This is a genomic window from Duganella sp. (assembly GCF_039595735.1).
Taxonomy (GTDB): domain Bacteria; phylum Pseudomonadota; class Gammaproteobacteria; order Burkholderiales; family Burkholderiaceae_D; genus Rugamonas.
Genome location: NZ_JBCNLB010000003.1, coordinates 341,940 through 357,458 on the forward strand (window position 1 = coordinate 341,940; position 15,519 = coordinate 357,458).

A 15,519-nucleotide genomic window follows, 5' to 3' on the forward strand; every position below is an offset into this window, starting at 1 on the left:
TTGCTTAACAGTATTGGACACGAAGAACACTGTGAACATTGCTAGCATGGTTTAACAGTTCCGGTCGGCATCGCTATCGCACGCCAACGAGCCCGACCATAAAGCCAACGGCGTGCACCAAGGGGAGCGACCTTATGTCGTCGAATTGCGCGCCGTTTGCCAGCTACTGGCAAGCCGGCTACGAAGGAGCAGACCACGTCAACCATGCGGGCCGCCCGCAGGATATGAATCTGGTCACCGGCCACCTGCAGCAGGCCCACGGCGACTACGCCCTGCTGCAGCCGTTCGGCATCCGCACGGTGCGCGAATCGGCCGGCTGGCGCCTGTGCGAACGCGATGGCCAATTCGATTTCAGCATCCTGGATAGCCGCCTGCAAGCCGCGAAAACGCTCGGCCTGCAAGCGTGCTGGACCTTCTGCCACTACGGCTGGCCGGACGATGTGGACATCTACAGCGAAGAATTTGTGCCGCGTTTTGTGCGCTACTGCACCGAACTGGCGAAATATTTAGCGCCCCATGTGGGACCGGCGCCGGTCTACTCGCCAGTCAACGAAATCTCGTTCCAGAGCTGGGGCTTGTCGGTGCATATGTTCCGTTGCAAGAACATGCACCACCCGCGCGCCGGCGAGGAAGGCAAGCGCCAGCTGGTGCGCGCCAGCATTGCCGCCATCGACGCCATCCGTGCCATCACGCCGGGCGCCCGCTTCCTGCAATGCGATCCGCTGATCCATGTGATTGCCCCGCCTGACCGGCCCGACTGGCGCGAACAGGCCGCCGGCTGGCGTTCCTCGCAATTTGACGCCTGGGACATGCTGTGCGGCCGGCGCGAGCCGGAGCTGGGCGGCGATCCGCGCTACCTCGACATCATCGGCGGCAACGTCTATCACAGCAACCAATGGGAAAGCGGCACCAACCTGCGCCTGTGGTGGCATCTGGACGACCCGCGCCGATTGCCCCTGCATCAAGCCCTGATCGAGCTGCAGCAGCGCTACAACCGGCCGCTGCTGCTGGCCGAAACCAGTCACGTCGGCAGCGGCCGCGGCATCTGGATCCGCCAGATGGCCGAACAGGCCGCGCTGGCGGTACAGCATGGCGTCGATTTGCGCGGCGTCTGCCTGTACCCGGCCATCGACCGGCCTGACTGGGACAAACCCGACCACTGGCACCGCAGCGGCCTGTGGGACGTTGACCTGCACAGCGCGCCGCCACTGGCGCGGCTGCCGGTGCCGGTGTATGCCACCGCGCTGCACCAGGCGATCCGCCTGACCGACCATTTGTGTCCATCACCAACCACTAACAGCCCGCACGGGCAAAGGGAGAGCGCTATGCAAACCATGATCGTTTTTTGTCACCTGCGGTGGGACTTTGTCTATCAGCGCCCACAGCACCTGCTGTCGCGCCTGGCCCAACACTACCGCATCCTGTTCGTCGAGGAACCGGTATTCCATGAGGGCGCGGCCTTCATGAAGACCTCCAACCCGGCGCCCAACCTCACCGTGTGCCAGCCGCACACGCCGGTGCAGGCGCCCGGCTTCCACGACGACCAGATTCCGCTGCTGCAGCCGCTGCTGGCCGAGCTGCCCGGCTATAACGAGCAGCCGCTGGTGTGGTTCTACACGCCGATGGCGCTGCCGCTGCTGCCGCCCCATGCCGGGCTGGTGATCTACGATTGCATGGACGAACTGTCCGCCTTCAAGAATCCGCCCAAGCAGCTGTTGCAGCGCGAAACCGCCCTGCTCAAGCGCGCCGATCTGGTGTTCACCGGCGGCCCCAGCCTGTACGAAGCCAAGCGCAGCCGCCACGACAACGCCCATTGCTTTGCCAGCAGCGTCGACGCGGTGCACTTCCACCAGGCGCTGGACCGCAGCAACGGTCATCCGCTGCATGGCGACATTCCGCACCCGCGGCTGGGTTACTACGGCGTGATCGACGAGCGCTTTGACGCCGATCTGGTCGCCGCCATGGCCGACGCCCATCCGGAGTGGCAATTGGTACTGGTCGGTCCCATCGTCAAGATCGATCCGGCCTCGCTGCCGCAGCGCCAGAACATCCATTACCTGGGCCAGCAGTCCTACCAGGTGCTGCCGCAGTTCCTGGCCGGCTGGGATGTCTGCCTGCTGCCGTTCGCGCTGAATGAAGCCACCCGCTACATCAGCCCGACCAAGGTGCTGGAATACATGGCGGCCGAACTGCCGTCGGTCAGCACCGCCATCACCGACGTTGAACGCCCGTACGGCGACATCGTCGCCATCGGTCACGACCACGCCGAATTCATCGCCCACTGCGAAGCGGCGCTGGCGCTGACCCCGCAGCAGCGCGCCGAGCTGGCGCAACGCATGCGCGCGGTGGTGGAACGCACTTCGTGGGAAAACACTGCCGAGCAGATGCACGCGCTGATGCAGCGCACGCCACCAGGCGGCAGCGCCACGGCCACGCCGCCAGGCGCCGCCGCCACCGGTGCCGCACCGGCCGCCAGCATCAACGCCATGCGCCCTGCCAGCCCGGTCGGCTGCGTGATCATTGGCGGCGGCCCGACCGGGCTGTCGGCGGCCTACCACCTTGGCGCCGACACGGTTCTGCTGGAGCGCCACGCCACTGTCGGCGGCTGGTGCCGTTCGATCAAGGACAAGGGCTTTACCTTCGACTACGCCGGTCACATCATGTTCTCCAATGACCCGTATGTGCTGAAGCTGTACGACATCCTGCTGGGCGATAACCAGCACTGGCAGATGCGCGAGGCCTGGGTGTACAGCAAGCAGGTCTATACCCGCTACCCGTTCCAGGGTGCGCTGTACGGCTTGCCGCCATCGGTCATCAAGGAGTGCATCGTCGGTGCGATTGAATCGCGCTACGGCCTGGCTGGCGGCGCCCCGCGCTGCGACAGCAAAGAAGTCGAGGATTGCTGCGCCGACGGCACCGCCGATGTCGCCAACAGCGACGGCGGCAGCGCCGAAGCGCAGGCCGAGAACTTCGAAAACTTCATTTACCGCGTGTGGGGCGCCGGCATCGCCAAGCACTTTGCCATCCCCTACAACAAGAAGATCTGGACCGTGCCGCTGAAGGAAATGGAAACCTCGTGGCTGGGCGGCCGCGTGCCGCTGCCGGATCTGGGCCAGATCATCGAAGGTGCGCTGGAACCGGTGGCCAAGCCGATGGGGCCGAACGCCCGCTTCGGCTACCCGCTGCGCGGCGGCTTCCAGGCGCTGATGAACGGCTTCCTGCCGCACATCCGCGGCAAGATCGAGCTGGACGCCAACGTGGTGCAGGTGCTGCCGCAGGAGCACACGGTGGTGCTGGCCGACGGCCGCCGCCTGGCTTACGGCAAACTGATCAGCACCATGCCGCTGCCGCTGCTGGTGCAGCGCTGCGGCGACAGCGTGCCGGAAAATGTGCGCAAGGCGGCCCAGGGTCTGCGCCATGTGTCGATCCGCTGCGTCAACATCGGCGTCAACCGCCCGGACATCACCGACAAGCACTGGATCTACTACCCCGAGGACAGCATCTTCCACCGCATTTTCGTGCAGGGCAACGCCAGCCCGGAATGCAACGCCCCTGGCGGCTTCGGCTTCACCTGCGAGATCTCCTACTCGCCGTGGAAGCCGCTGCCGGTGGACGGCGAAGAACTGATCCAGCGCTGCATTGCCGATTGCATCAAGGTCGGCTTCATCCGCGCCGAGGACGAGGTGGTGGTGGCCAACCAGGTCGACATGCCGTATGCCTATGTGGTGTATGACCATGCCCGCGCGCGCAACGTCGCCACGGTGCGCGGGTGGATGGAACAGCACGATATCGTGCTGGCCGGCCGCTACAGCGAGTGGGAGTACTACAACTCCGACCACGCCTTCCTGGCCGGCAAAAAAGCCGCCGAACGGGTACGCGACGCCAAGGCGGTAAAAGCCGGTTAAGCTCATCCATAATTGGCGGTCGTTCGATGCCGGTGCTGTCTTACATCAAGGGAGCACCGGCGCCGATAGGCGGTGCGCATCACGCCGCCTAACATGGATCTTCAACCCACCCAAGGAGGATCGTCATGTTCGCTCATAACAAACGTCTGCAGTACACCGTGCGCGTCAGTGAAACCAATCCAGGCCTGGCCAACCTGATGTTGGAACAATTCGGCGGCCCGCAGGGCGAACTGGCGGCGGCCTGCCGCTACTTCACTCAGGCGCTGGCCGAGGACGATCCGGGCCGCAAGGATATGCTGTTTGATATCGCCACCGAAGAGCTGAGCCATCTGGAAGTGATCGGCAATATCGTGGTCATGCTGAACAAGGGCGCCAAGGGGCGGCTGGCCGAAGGGGTGGACGAGGAAGGCGAACTGTATCGCGCCATCACCGGCGCCGGCAACGACAGCCACCTGACCCAGGTGCTGTATGGCGCCGGCGCGCCGCTGGTCAATTCGGCCGGGGTGCCGTGGACGGCGGCCTACATCGATACCATCGGTGAACCGACCGCCGACCTGCGCTCCAATATTGCCGCCGAGGCGCGCGCCAAGATCGTCTACGAGCGCCTGATCAACCTGACCGACGACCCCGGCGTGAAGGAAGCGCTGGGCTTCCTGATGACGCGCGAAATCGCCCACCAGAAGTCGTTTGAAAAAGCCCTGTACGCCATCCAGCCCAACTTCCCGCCGGGGAAAATGCAGGGCCGCCCGGAATTCACCAGCGTCTACTTCGACATGTCGCAGGGCGGACCGGAAGTACGCGGCTCCTGGAACGACGGCCCGAAATGGGACACCGTCAGCGACCGCGAGCAGCAGTTCGCGGTGGACGGCGGCGATGGCTCGGCCACGGTGGCGCTGGACAACGAGGAAGAAGCGCTGCTGAGCCAGATGGCGGCCCGCACCATGTCCGATCCGGAAGCCGACCCGCTCACCGGCGCTGAGCTGGGCGAAGCCCTGAGCGACGCCGTAACGGCCGACGACCAGGCCGACGGCGGCAGCGTGCTGCGGTAAGCGCCGATGCATAGCCCTCCCCTGCGGCAAGTCCCGTCCAGCTGGCGCACCTGGCTTTCGGTGCGCCGCTGGCGCGTGCTGGCCGGGGCCGTCATCGCGCTGGCCGGCCTGCTGCTGTTGCTGCGCGATGGCGCCCTGCTGCTGGCCGATCTGCCGCCGCCTGCACGCATGGCGCTGGTGGGGGGCTGCTGGGCCGCCGCGGCCACCGCCGCCGGCACCCTGCCCATCCTGCTGTCCCAGAATTTCTCGCAACGCAGCTATGACGCCGCCCTCGGACTGGGCGGCGGCATCATGCTGGCCGCCACCTCCTTCTCGCTGGTGCTGCCGGCGCTGTCCGCCAGCCGCGCGGCCGGCGCCGGCGCCATCGACGCCAGCCTGACGGTGGGCGGCGGCATCCTGCTGGGGATGGCGCTGGTGATGCTGCTCGGGCACCTGGTGCAGTCGGACCGGGTGCTGCAGGACGCCAACGTGCGCGCGCCGCAGGCGATGACGCGGGCCTGGCTGTTCGTGGCGGCGGTGGCGATTCATAACCTGCCGGAAGGGGTGGCGATCGGCGTCGGCTACGGCGGCGTGGATGCCGTCAAGGCCCATACGCTGGCCACCGGCATCGCCATCCAGGACATACCGGAAGGCCTGGTGGTGGCGCTGGCGCTGCGCGCGGTCGGCTACGGGCGCGGCTTCTCGGCGCTGCTGGGGGCTGTTTCGGGGCTGGTGGAGCCGCTCGGCGCGGTGGCCGGCGCGCTGCTGATCGAGGCCAGCACCAGCTTCCTGCCATGGGGATTGGCCGGCGCCGCCGGCGCCATGCTGTACGTGATCTGCCATGACGTGGTGCCGGAAGCGCAGCGCCACGGCCACTGCAACACCGCCGCCTGTTCGCTGGTGATCGGCTTCATCGTCATGATGGTGCTGGACACGGCGCTTTCCTGACGTTTCCTGTCGGCCTGATCTTACGCTCACACAAGAATAGCACCGATGCAAGACCCGGCTGGCGCCGTTGATAATTTTATCTACGACAACCAGCCACCGACAGGATTCCCATGCTACAGCTAGCGCTCGCCGCTCCCGCCGCCGCCGCAACCACCGGCGCGGCCGGGATTTATCACGCCCTTTATGCCGGTCCGCCGGATGCGGCCACCCTGGACAGTGCGCGCAGCTTCCTGGCGCAGCGCCTGCAGGCGGCGCGCCAGCTGCACCACGACCTGCCGTCCACACCGGAACAGCTGGCATCCTGGACCGCCAGCCGCGCCTTCACGGTCGGCATGGAATACCAGGCCTATCTGCAGGCCCGTCGCGACGGCGCGCCGCGCCGCTACTTCAGCAACCAGTCGCACGCCCTGTACTTCCTGCGCCATGTGGCGCCCACCAAGCTGGTCGATGGCGCCTGGCTGTACGGTCTGCTGGTGCGCTGGGACGATCCCGATTTCCGCCCGCTGATCCAGACCTACCTGGAAGAGCTGGGCGACGGCGTGCCGGAAAAGAACCACGTGCTGCTGTATAAAAAACTGCTGGCCGCGCACGACTGCGACGACTGGCAGCAGTTGCCCGACACCTATTTCGAGCAAGGCGCGATCCAGCTGGCGCTGGCCTATGACGCCGAGCGCTACCTGCCCGAGATCATCGGCTACAACCTCGGTTACGAGCAGCTGCCACTGCACTTGCTGATCACCGCCTACGAACTCAATGAGCTGGGCATCGACCCGTACTACTTCACGCTGCACGTCACCGTGGACAACGGCAGCACCGGCCACGCCCACAAGGCGGTGCAGGCGCTGCTGCAACTGCTGCCGCGCTTTGGCGAGCATCCGGCCATCTGGCAGCGCATCCAGGACGGCTACCGCCTGAACGACCTGGGCGCCTGCACCACCTCCGTCATCGACGGCTTCGACCTGCAGACGGAACTGATCGACCTCCTGGCGGCCAAGAGCCACACCGGCTGCAATATGCACTCGGACTACTGCCGCCTGGCCGGCCGCAGCATCAACGAGTGGCTGAGCGATCCGCAGCAGATCGCGGCCATGCTGACCGAGCTGGAAAACGCCGGCTGGATCCAGCGCGGCCAGGCGCCCGAGCACAGCCGCTTCTGGCGCCTGATCCAGAGCGAGCGGGCCGAGATGTTCGGCGTGTTCAGCGCCTACGAGCAGCAAGTGCTGCGCGACTGGATCGTCACGCCGGCGCGCGTGCCCAGCTACCGCGCGCGCCAGCGTTCGCTCGACACCCTGGGCCTGCACCATGCCCAGCGCCAGGGACCGCCGCGCGGCATCGTGCGCCATCACCGTGCCGATGATGATGCCAACCCGCTGCGCCGGCTGGAACAGCAGATCGCCACGCTGGGCAGCAAGCAGGCTGCCATGCAACTGCTGCAGGGGCTGATGTCGCCGGCCCAGCATCACCGTCCGCTGGGCCTGATGGCCACGCGGATGTATCGTCAACTTATTGATTGAACACCATGAACCAAAGCGGAAGTTTAATGATCATCGGCGGCGGCGAAGACCGGACCGACGCCAAGGATGTGCTGCAAAAATTCGTCGCGCTGGCGGGCGGCCCGCAGCAGCTGATTGTCGTCATCACCGCCGCCAGCAAGGTGCCCAACGACGTCTGGGAAATGTACCGCAGCGCCTTCGACGCGCTGGAAGCGACCAAGGTCAGCCACGTCCGCATCAACCATCGCGGCGAGGCGGAAGACGAAGACCTGGCGCAGCGCATCGCACACGCGGGCGGCATTTTCATGACCGGCGGCGACCAGAAACGCCTGGTCACTTTCCTCGGCGGCACCCGGCTGGAGCAAGCCATGCGCACCGCTTACGAGAACGGCGCCTGCATCGCCGGCACCAGCGCCGGCGCTTCCGGCATGTGTACCCACATGCTGGCCGAAGGCAAGGCCGAACTGGCGCCGGAAAAAGGCGCGGCGCGGCTGGGCGCGGGACTGGGCTTCATCAGCCGCGTCATCATCGACCAGCATTTTTCCGAACGCCACCGCATCAACCGCCTGCTTAGCGCCATCGCCCAGAGCCCCTTCCTGCTGGGCGCCGGCATCGACGAGGACACCGCGCTGATCGTGCATGAAGACAGCATCGAAGTCGCCGGCCAGGGCAGCGTGACGGTGGTTGACTGCCGCCACGCGCGCACCAATGTCGCCGATATCCCGGCCGGCGCCGTACCGCACATGCTGGACGTGCGCCTGCACCTGCTGCCGTCCGGCAGCCGTTTCGCCCGTGCCGACCAGGAAGGCGTGCTGGCCGACTTCATTTCGTATTTAACCGACAGGACTTTAGAGCATGATCATCGTTAAACAACACGTATTACGCGGCCCAAATTTGTATTCCAATCAGCCTTGCCTGCTGACCGTTATCGATCTGCAGACGCTGAGTGAGCGCGACAGCGTCAGCATCGCCGGCTTCACGCCACGCCTGCTGGAGCTGCTGCCGTCGCTGTACGACCACCGCTGTTCGGTAGGCCAGTACGGCGGCTTCGTGCAAGCCTTGCAGCATGGCGCCAACCTGGCCCACGTGGTCGAACATGTGACCATCGCACTGCAATGCCTGGCCGGCACGCCCACCTACCTGGGCCGCACCCATGCCGTCAGCGATACGCCGGGCCAGTACCGCGTGGTGTGTTCGTTTGAACTGGAGCAGGTGGCCATTGAAGCCTGCGAGCTGGCGCTGTCGCTGGTGCACGGTTTGGCCACTGGCGCCGCCGGCCTGCCGGAACTGCTGGAAAACGGCGTAACGGCGCTGCGTGCCACCGCCGAACGCCACGCCATCGGCACCAGCACCGGCGCCATCCTGCGCGCGGCGGCCAAACGCGGCATCCCTTATCATCGCCTGACCGAAGAGGCCAACCTGTTTGTGCTGGGCTGGGGCGCACAGCAAAAACGCCTGCAGGCCACCATCACCGGCGACACCGGCCACATCGCGGTCGGCATCGCCAGCGACAAGCAGCTGACCAAGGCGCTGCTGCAGGAAGCCGGCGTGCCGGTGCCGGAAGGCGTCAGCGTGCGCACGCTGGAGCAGGCGCAACGCGCGGCGCGCGAACTGGGCGGACTGGTGACGATCAAGCCGCTGGACGGCAACCATGGGCGCGGCGTCACCACCCGCTGCGGCACGCCGGACGAAGTGCAACTGGCGTTTGAGCGCGCGCGCGAACATGGCCGCACCATCATTGTGGAGCGCCACATCCCCGGCGACGACTATCGCATCCTGGTGGCCGGCGAGCGCGTGGTGGCGGCCGCGCTGCGCCGTCCCGCCGCCGTGGTGGGTGACGGCGTCTCGACCGTGCGCCAGCTGGTGGAACAGGAAAACCGCAACCCGGCGCGCGGCGAAGGCCATACCAATATCCTGACCCGCATTCCGCTCGACGGCCATGCCGAAACCACGCTGGCCGCGCAAGGCCTCGATTTCGACAGCGTGCCGCCGGAAGGCCAGCGCGTACTCATGCGCGGCAACGCCAACCTGTCCAGCGGCGGCACGGCGGAAGACGTGACCGGCCGCCTGCCGCCCTCCACGCTGTCGATGTGCGTGCGCGCCGCGCGCAAGATCGGACTCGATGTGGCAGGCATCGACCTGGTATGCAGCGACATCACGCAAACGCTGGATGGCCGCAACGGCGCCGTCATCGAGATCAACGCGGCGCCTGGCATCCGCATGCATGAATACCCGAGCGCCGGCGTGCCACGCGATGCCGGCGCGGCGATTGTCGATTCGATGTTCGGCCAACACGACGGCCGCATCCCGGTGCTGGCCATCACCGGCACCAACGGCAAGACCACCACCACGCTGATGATAGACCATATTCTGCGCCAGGCCGGCATCGTCACCGGCTGTACCACCAGCGAAGGAGTGTTCATCAACGGCGAGCAAATCAAGCGCGGCGACTGCAGCGGCTACTGGTCGGCGCGTACCGTGCTGTCGGCGCCGGAGGTGGAATTCGCGGTGCTGGAGACGGCGCGCGGCGGCATCCTCAAGCGCGGCCTGGCGTTCGACCGCTGCGATGTGTCGGTGCTGCTCAACGTCGCCGAGGACCATCTCGGCATGGACGGCGTCGATACGCTGGAGCAGCTGGCGGAGGTGAAAGCGGTGGTGGCGCAGGCCGCCTCCAACGCCGTGGTGCTGAACGCCGAAGACGCGCTTTGCCGCGCCATCGGCGCGCGCCTGGACAGCGCGGTGGAACGCATCTACTTCAGCTGCGACGCCAACCAGCCGGCATTGCTGCAGCATCTGGCCAGCGGCGGCCGCGCCACCTGGCTGCAGGATGGCGCGCTGATGGCGACCGACGGCAGCGGCAAGCCGGTGCGTCTGCTGGCGGCGGCCGAGATGCCCGCCACCATGGGCGGCTGCGCGCGCCACAATATCGCCAACGGACTGGCCGCGGTGGCGGCGCTGATGGCCTGCGACGTCGGCAATGGCGCCATTGCGGCGGGCCTGCGCAGCTTTGTTTCGGACGCACGCCACAATCCTGTACGCGGCAACCTGTATGACGTCAACGGCGTGCAGGTGATCGTCGACTTCGCCCACAACCCGGCGGCTTTCCAGGCGCTGGCCGGCACCGCACGCGCCATGACGGACGGCCGCAGCGTGGCGGTGGTGACCTCGCCCGGCGACCGCCGTGAACGCGACTTCGCGCAAATCGGCAGCATTTGCGGTGCCGGCTTCGATACCGTGGTGTTTTATGAGTGGGACAGCGAGCATCGCGGGCGGGCGCCCGGCGAGCGTGCCGGCATCATGCTGGCCGCGGCCAAGACGGCACGCGGCAGCGAGCACGGTGTCCTGCTGGAACGCGAGCCGGCGCAAGCGCTGCGCCTGGCACTGGCGCAATGCCGTCCTGGCGATGTGCTGGTCTATGCTTGCGGCGCTTCGGTGTCCGAGCTGGTGGATGCCCTGCGCCCGGTTGATCCGGTCAACGCCGCCCGCATCGACGCCACGCTGGTGTAACTGCCGCGCTCAGGCCGCGGGTGCGGCCTGCTGCGCCAGCTGTTCGGCGGCTGGCGCGTCGATGGCGCGGATGGCGTCGATCAGGGTGGCCACCTCGGTGCCGCAGGCGAACACCATTACGTCCCCCGGCTGGCAGGCGCGATACGCCGCCTGCACCGCCACGTCGGCCGCCGGATAGGTGCTGACCACAGCGCCGCCGGCTGCGCGCGCGCCGGCGCTGATGATCTCCGCCGCGCCGCCCTGCGCGCGTCCCCTGCTCTGCGATTCATATACATACAGCTGGTCGAAATGGGCCGCGCAGGTGGCGCCGGTGCGCGTCAGATCCTCGTCACGGCGGTCACCGGGCGCGGTCACCACCGCCAGCGCACGGCCGCCGGGACCGGCAAGGCCGCGCGCCAGCGTCGCCACAGCCGCATAGGCGGCGGCATTGTGCGCATAATCCAGCACGATGCGCACCGGTCCAAGTTCAAACACATTGGAACGCAACGGGTTGGTGGCCGCATCCGATTCAAAGCTGGCCAGCCCCGCCGCGATCTGCGCCGCGGTGAAGCCGGCCGCCGCCAGCGCCGCCGTTGCCGCCATGCTGTTGGCGATGTTGTAGCGCGCCAGCCCGCCGCAGGTGGCGGGTATGTGCGCGGCCGGGATCACCCGCTGCCGCACCTGCCGCTGGCTCAGCATGATGGCGTCATGCTCCAGCCAGACCGCGTCGCCGCCCTGCTCCAGTTGCGCCAGCAGCACCGGATTATCCGGCCGCATGGAAAAATAGATGGCGCGGGCGCCGGGCGCCAGCCGCGCGCGGGCAGCGACGCAATGCGCGTCGTCGGCATTCAGCACCGCCACCTCGGCCACCTGCACCACCAGCGATTTCACGCGCGCCAATTGCTCCACCGTGTGCACGCCATCCAGGCCCAGATGATCATCCGAGACATTCAGCATCACGCCGACGCTGCAGCGGTCATACGCCAGCCCGCGCTTGAGCAGGCCGCCGCGCGCCGTCTCCAGCACCGCGAAATCGGTCAGCGGCGACGCCAGCAAACTGCGATGCGACCAGTAACCGGTGCAGTCGCCGTCCGCCAGCACCGTGCCATCCAGCGTGATGCCCTGCGTGCTGGCACAGCCGGTGCGATAGCCCGCCAGTTGCACCGCGTGCGCAATCATCAGGGTGGTGGTGGTCTTGCCGTTGGTGCCGGTAATGCCGATCACCGGGATGCGCGCCTGCGCCGGGGCCGCGCGCAAGGCCTGCGGCAGCATGCGCTGTCCATCGCTGGGCGGCGCGGCCCCCAGCACCGCATCCACCACGTAACCGCGCCATGCCGGCAGCAGGTCCACCTGCGCATGCGCCAGCCCGAGGACGGCGGCGGCGCGCTCGCACAACAGCCGCACCGGCGCCAACGCATGCTGGGCCACGCCATCCAGCACCTGCACCCGCAAGCGCTCGCCGGGCTGGCGTTGCGGATGATCGAAGTCTTCCGGCGTCACCGGCAGCTGGGCCTCGATCAGCAGGGAGCGCATCGGCTGGCGCCGGTGCAGCAAGGTGTTGGTCAGCAGCCGGTTGTCGTCGCCGGCATCGTCCAGATAACGCCACTGGCGGCTGCCCCATCCCAGCCGTATCAGACCGCCATGTTCGCTGATGCGCTGCACCGGCACGCCCAGCGCGGCCGCCTCGCGCATCAACGCGCGGGTGGCCGGCGGCAGTTGCATCGAAGCCGCCATTGCACGCAGCTGGTCCACCGCGCGCGCCACCTCCGGCGGTACGCCGTGCAGGGTGGCGGCGATCAGCTCGACCGCCTCCCTGAGCGCGGCTTGGCCGAGATGCTCAAGCCCGTACTGCACCACCACGCGCCAGTGCGCGGGCGCATCGTCTACCGTTTCGGCATGGATGAACTCCACCGCTTCACCACAGGCCTGCTGCAGATAGCGCGTGGTGTAGGCCAGTTGCCAGCCGGCGTCCGGCAGCGTTGATTCGATCAGCGCGGTCAGGCACGGATTGCGGCTATACAGGTTGGCGCCGCGCAGCAGGCGCTGTTGCAGGATGCGCATGTTCAGATATCCCTGGTGGCGACCAGCCACACGGCGGCAATGCGGTCGGCGCCCGCATAGGCCGGGGTCTCCAGCTCTTCCCCGAACACGTCGGGGTCGATCTCTTCGTAGGTCCAGCGCAGGCCTGCCTGATCCAGCAGCGCTGCCGCCTGGCGCAGGAACGGGTCTTCGCCGCCGGTCATGGCCACGCCGGTGTACAGCCACAGGGCGCCGCCCGCGCTCAGCCGCGCGATGGCCGCCTGCACGATCTGCAGCGACAGGCCTGCGCCCAGCGCGCCGCCGCCATGGCGGTAAGCGCGTTCGGCGGGGTCCAGCAGGTATGGCGGATTGGCCACGATCAGATCAAACTTGCCGTCCAGGTGATGCAGCAGATTGCTGTAGCAGCTGCGCGCATTGGGCAGCCCGGCCAGACGGATATTCAGGTCGGCCATGGCCACCGCGCGCTCGTTGATGTCGGCGGCAATCACCTCGGCATGCGGGAAGCGGCGCGCCAGCGTGATGGCGGCGGCGCCGCTGCCGCAACCGATATCGACGATGCGCTGCACCGGCTGCGGCCCAGCGGTCTGCTCCATGGCGCGCACAAAGCGGCAGGTGTCCGGGCCAAAGAACACCGCGTCGGCCTGGCTGGTGGGATAAGCCGAGTGGAACAGCCACTCGCCGGCCAGCGTCGACATGCGCAGGGTGCTGCGCAGCAGCCCGTCCGACGTTTCCAGCACCCCGGCCGCGCGCATGCAGGCCAGCAGTTCGGCGTCGATGGCGGCGGCGGTGAACGGCCGGTTCCAGCCAAAGACATCACGCAGCGTGGCCGCCTGCGGCGCGTGCGGACGCGCCAGCACGCGTGCCTGCGTCAGGGGCGTCACGGTGGAGAATTGATATTGACGGGCGCGCAGCGCGGCGCCCAGCGCCAGCAAGGCCTGCTGCTGGGCGGGTGGGATGTGGTACGGGATCACGGACTCTCCTGTAAAACATCCATACTGACCTACCCGCCGGGCGCACTGGGTGCGCCACCGCACTTATAGCGCTTTTAGCGCGCGTATCAGGTCGCTCAGGCGGTAAGGCTTGGCAAGCAGTTCAAAATTGCCGATGTCCGGCATCTGGTCGCGCAGCGCCGCCTTGACGTAGCCGGACGCCAGTACGATTTTCAGGTCGGGGAATTCGCGCCGCGCGATCTTGCCCAGCTCTACCCCGTTCATGCCCGGCATGACCACGTCGCTGAACAGGATGCCGATGTCCGGATGCTGGCGCAGCGTTTCCAGCGCCTGGGTGCCATTATCGGCCGACAGCACTTCATAGCCCAGGTGGGTGAACAGGCTGATGGCCGTTTCCAGCAAGTCCAGCTGGTCATCCACCAGCAGCACTTTCTGGGCGCGGGGCGTGGTTTGATCGACCTCGTGCGACCGCGTCACGGCCGGGAAGTACAGCGACACCACCGTGCCCTCGCCCACGCGCGAATCCAGCGTCAGCGCGCCCTGGCATTGCTGCATCATGCCGTACACCTGGCTCAGGCCCAGCCCTGTACCCTTGCCAACCTCCTTGGTGGTGAAGAACGGTTCCAGGGCGCGCGTCATGGTTTCCGGCGTCATGCCTTCGCCATTGTCCTTGACCATGACGCGAATGTAATGGCCGGCCGGCAGCCGCTCCACTTCATTCTCCGTCAGCTTCACGACATCGACATCGACCAGCACTTCGCCATCGTCCTGCATGGCGTCGCGCGCATTGACCACCAGGTTGAGCAGCGCCGACTCGAACTGGGTGGGGTCGATCATGGCCTGCGGCAGGTCCGGCGCGATGTGCAGGTGCAGGTGCATGTAGTCCGTCAGCGCGCGCCGTAACACCGCCTCGAACGAGCGGATCACGCGCGCGACGTCATGCGCCTCCTGCCGCAACGGTTGCTGGCGGGCGAACGCCAGCAACTGCTGGGTGAGCGAGGCGCCGCGCTGGGCCGCGCGCGACATGGTGTCCACCGACTTGGCAATCGCGGCGGGGTCCTTGGACATGCGCAGCAGTTCCAGCCCGTTCATGATCACGCTCAGCAGATTATTGAAGTCGTGCGCGATGCCGCCGGTCAGCTTGCCGATGGCTTCCAGCTTCTGCGACTGGAACAGCGCCTCGCGCGCCCGCTCCAGCTGCTCGGCGGCGACGCGGCGCTCGGTGATGTCGCGCGTGATCTTGGCAAAGCCCAGCAACTCGCCGTTTGGATCGACAATCGGGTCGATCACCACGCTGGCCCAGAAGCGGCTGCCGTCCTTGCGCACGCGCCAGCCCTCGTCCTCGAACTTGCCGGTGGTGCGCGCCAGCTCCAGCGCGCGCGCCGGGCGGCCGCGCGCGCGGTCTTCCTCGGTGTAGAACATGGAGAAATGGCGGCCGATGATTTCTTCCGGCGGATAGCCCTTGAAGCGCTGCGCGCCGGCATTCCACGTCACCACCGTGCCATCCGGCGACAGCATGTAGATCGCGTAGTCGGTCACGCCCATGATGAACTGGCGAAACCGCTCCGCTTCGATCGCATCTACGCTGGACAAGGCACTTTGCTGCATGGTTATCCTTCATGACTGGTTGATCCAATTTTACTTGAGAGGCGGGCGTTCGGGCGCACTT

The 15,519-nt window shown here is 67.0% G+C and carries 9 protein-coding genes; 6 read left to right on the top strand and 3 right to left on the bottom strand.

The features are described 5' to 3' along the window. Positions 1-134: 134 nt before the first annotated feature. The 6 genes from ABDW57_RS08995 to cphA all read left to right on the top strand — a co-directional run bounded on the left by ABDW57_RS08995 (position 135) and on the right by cphA (position 10,881). Positions 135-3,905 carry an NAD(P)-binding protein gene (locus ABDW57_RS08995; RefSeq protein ID WP_343729865.1) on the top strand — a complete coding sequence of 1,257 codons (3,771 nt, stop codon included), beginning with the start codon at positions 135-137 and terminating at the stop codon, positions 3,903-3,905. A gap of 125 nt (positions 3,906-4,030) precedes the next feature. After that, a complete protein-coding gene (locus ABDW57_RS09000) occupies positions 4,031-4,954 on the top strand; it encodes a manganese catalase family protein (RefSeq protein WP_343729866.1) in 924 nt (307 codons plus the stop codon). A 6-nt stretch (positions 4,955-4,960) separates the two neighbouring features. Beyond that, entirely contained in the window at positions 4,961-5,881 is a 921-nt protein-coding gene (locus tag ABDW57_RS09005; RefSeq protein WP_343729867.1) for a ZIP family metal transporter, read from the top strand. 110 nt (positions 5,882-5,991) lie between these two features. Continuing rightward, on the top strand, positions 5,992-7,395 hold the full coding sequence (locus ABDW57_RS09010) for an iron-containing redox enzyme family protein (RefSeq protein ID WP_343729868.1): 1,404 nt from the start codon (positions 5,992-5,994) through the stop codon (positions 7,393-7,395). Between the two features lie 26 nt (positions 7,396-7,421). Next, positions 7,422-8,243: a cyanophycinase gene (locus ABDW57_RS09015; protein ID WP_343729869.1), complete on the top strand. Its 822-nt coding sequence runs from the start codon at positions 7,422-7,424 to the stop codon at positions 8,241-8,243. A gap of 25 nt (positions 8,244-8,268) precedes the next feature. Further along, entirely contained in the window at positions 8,269-10,881 is a 2,613-nt protein-coding gene (cphA, locus tag ABDW57_RS09020; RefSeq protein ID WP_343729870.1) for a cyanophycin synthetase, read from the top strand. A 9-nt stretch (positions 10,882-10,890) separates the two neighbouring features. On the opposite strand, the gene ABDW57_RS09025 is transcribed toward cphA, so the two are convergent. From ABDW57_RS09025 to ABDW57_RS09035, 3 genes are all read right to left on the bottom strand, one after another. Further along, complete coding sequence (locus tag ABDW57_RS09025; RefSeq protein ID WP_343729871.1) at positions 10,891-12,921, bottom strand: Mur ligase family protein; 2,031 nt, start codon at positions 12,919-12,921, stop codon at positions 10,891-10,893. Positions 12,922-12,923: 2 nt separating this feature from the next. Then, positions 12,924-13,871: a class I SAM-dependent methyltransferase gene (locus ABDW57_RS09030; RefSeq protein ID WP_343729872.1), complete on the bottom strand. Its 948-nt coding sequence runs from the start codon at positions 13,869-13,871 to the stop codon at positions 12,924-12,926. A 63-nt stretch (positions 13,872-13,934) separates the two neighbouring features. Then, entirely contained in the window at positions 13,935-15,458 is a 1,524-nt protein-coding gene (locus ABDW57_RS09035) for a PAS domain S-box protein (RefSeq protein ID WP_343729873.1), read from the bottom strand. Positions 15,459-15,519: the final 61 nt, after the last annotated feature.

Bases quoted from the DNA above. Each gene is read 5' to 3' on its own strand.
- ABDW57_RS08995 (WP_343729865.1), top strand. From the start codon at position 135: ATGTCGTCGAATTGCGCGCCGTTTGCCAGCTACTGGCAAGCCGGCTAC.
- ABDW57_RS09000 (WP_343729866.1), top strand. From the start codon at position 4,031: ATGTTCGCTCATAACAAACGTCTGCAGTACACCGTGCGCGTCAGTGAA.
- ABDW57_RS09005 (WP_343729867.1), top strand. From the start codon at position 4,961: ATGCATAGCCCTCCCCTGCGGCAAGTCCCGTCCAGCTGGCGCACCTGG.
- ABDW57_RS09010 (WP_343729868.1), top strand. From the start codon at position 5,992: ATGCTACAGCTAGCGCTCGCCGCTCCCGCCGCCGCCGCAACCACCGGC.
- ABDW57_RS09015 (WP_343729869.1), top strand. From the start codon at position 7,422: ATGATCATCGGCGGCGGCGAAGACCGGACCGACGCCAAGGATGTGCTG.
- ABDW57_RS09025 (WP_343729871.1), bottom strand. From the start codon at position 12,921: ATGCGCATCCTGCAACAGCGCCTGCTGCGCGGCGCCAACCTGTATAGC.
- ABDW57_RS09035 (WP_343729873.1), bottom strand. From the start codon at position 15,458: ATGCAGCAAAGTGCCTTGTCCAGCGTAGATGCGATCGAAGCGGAGCGG.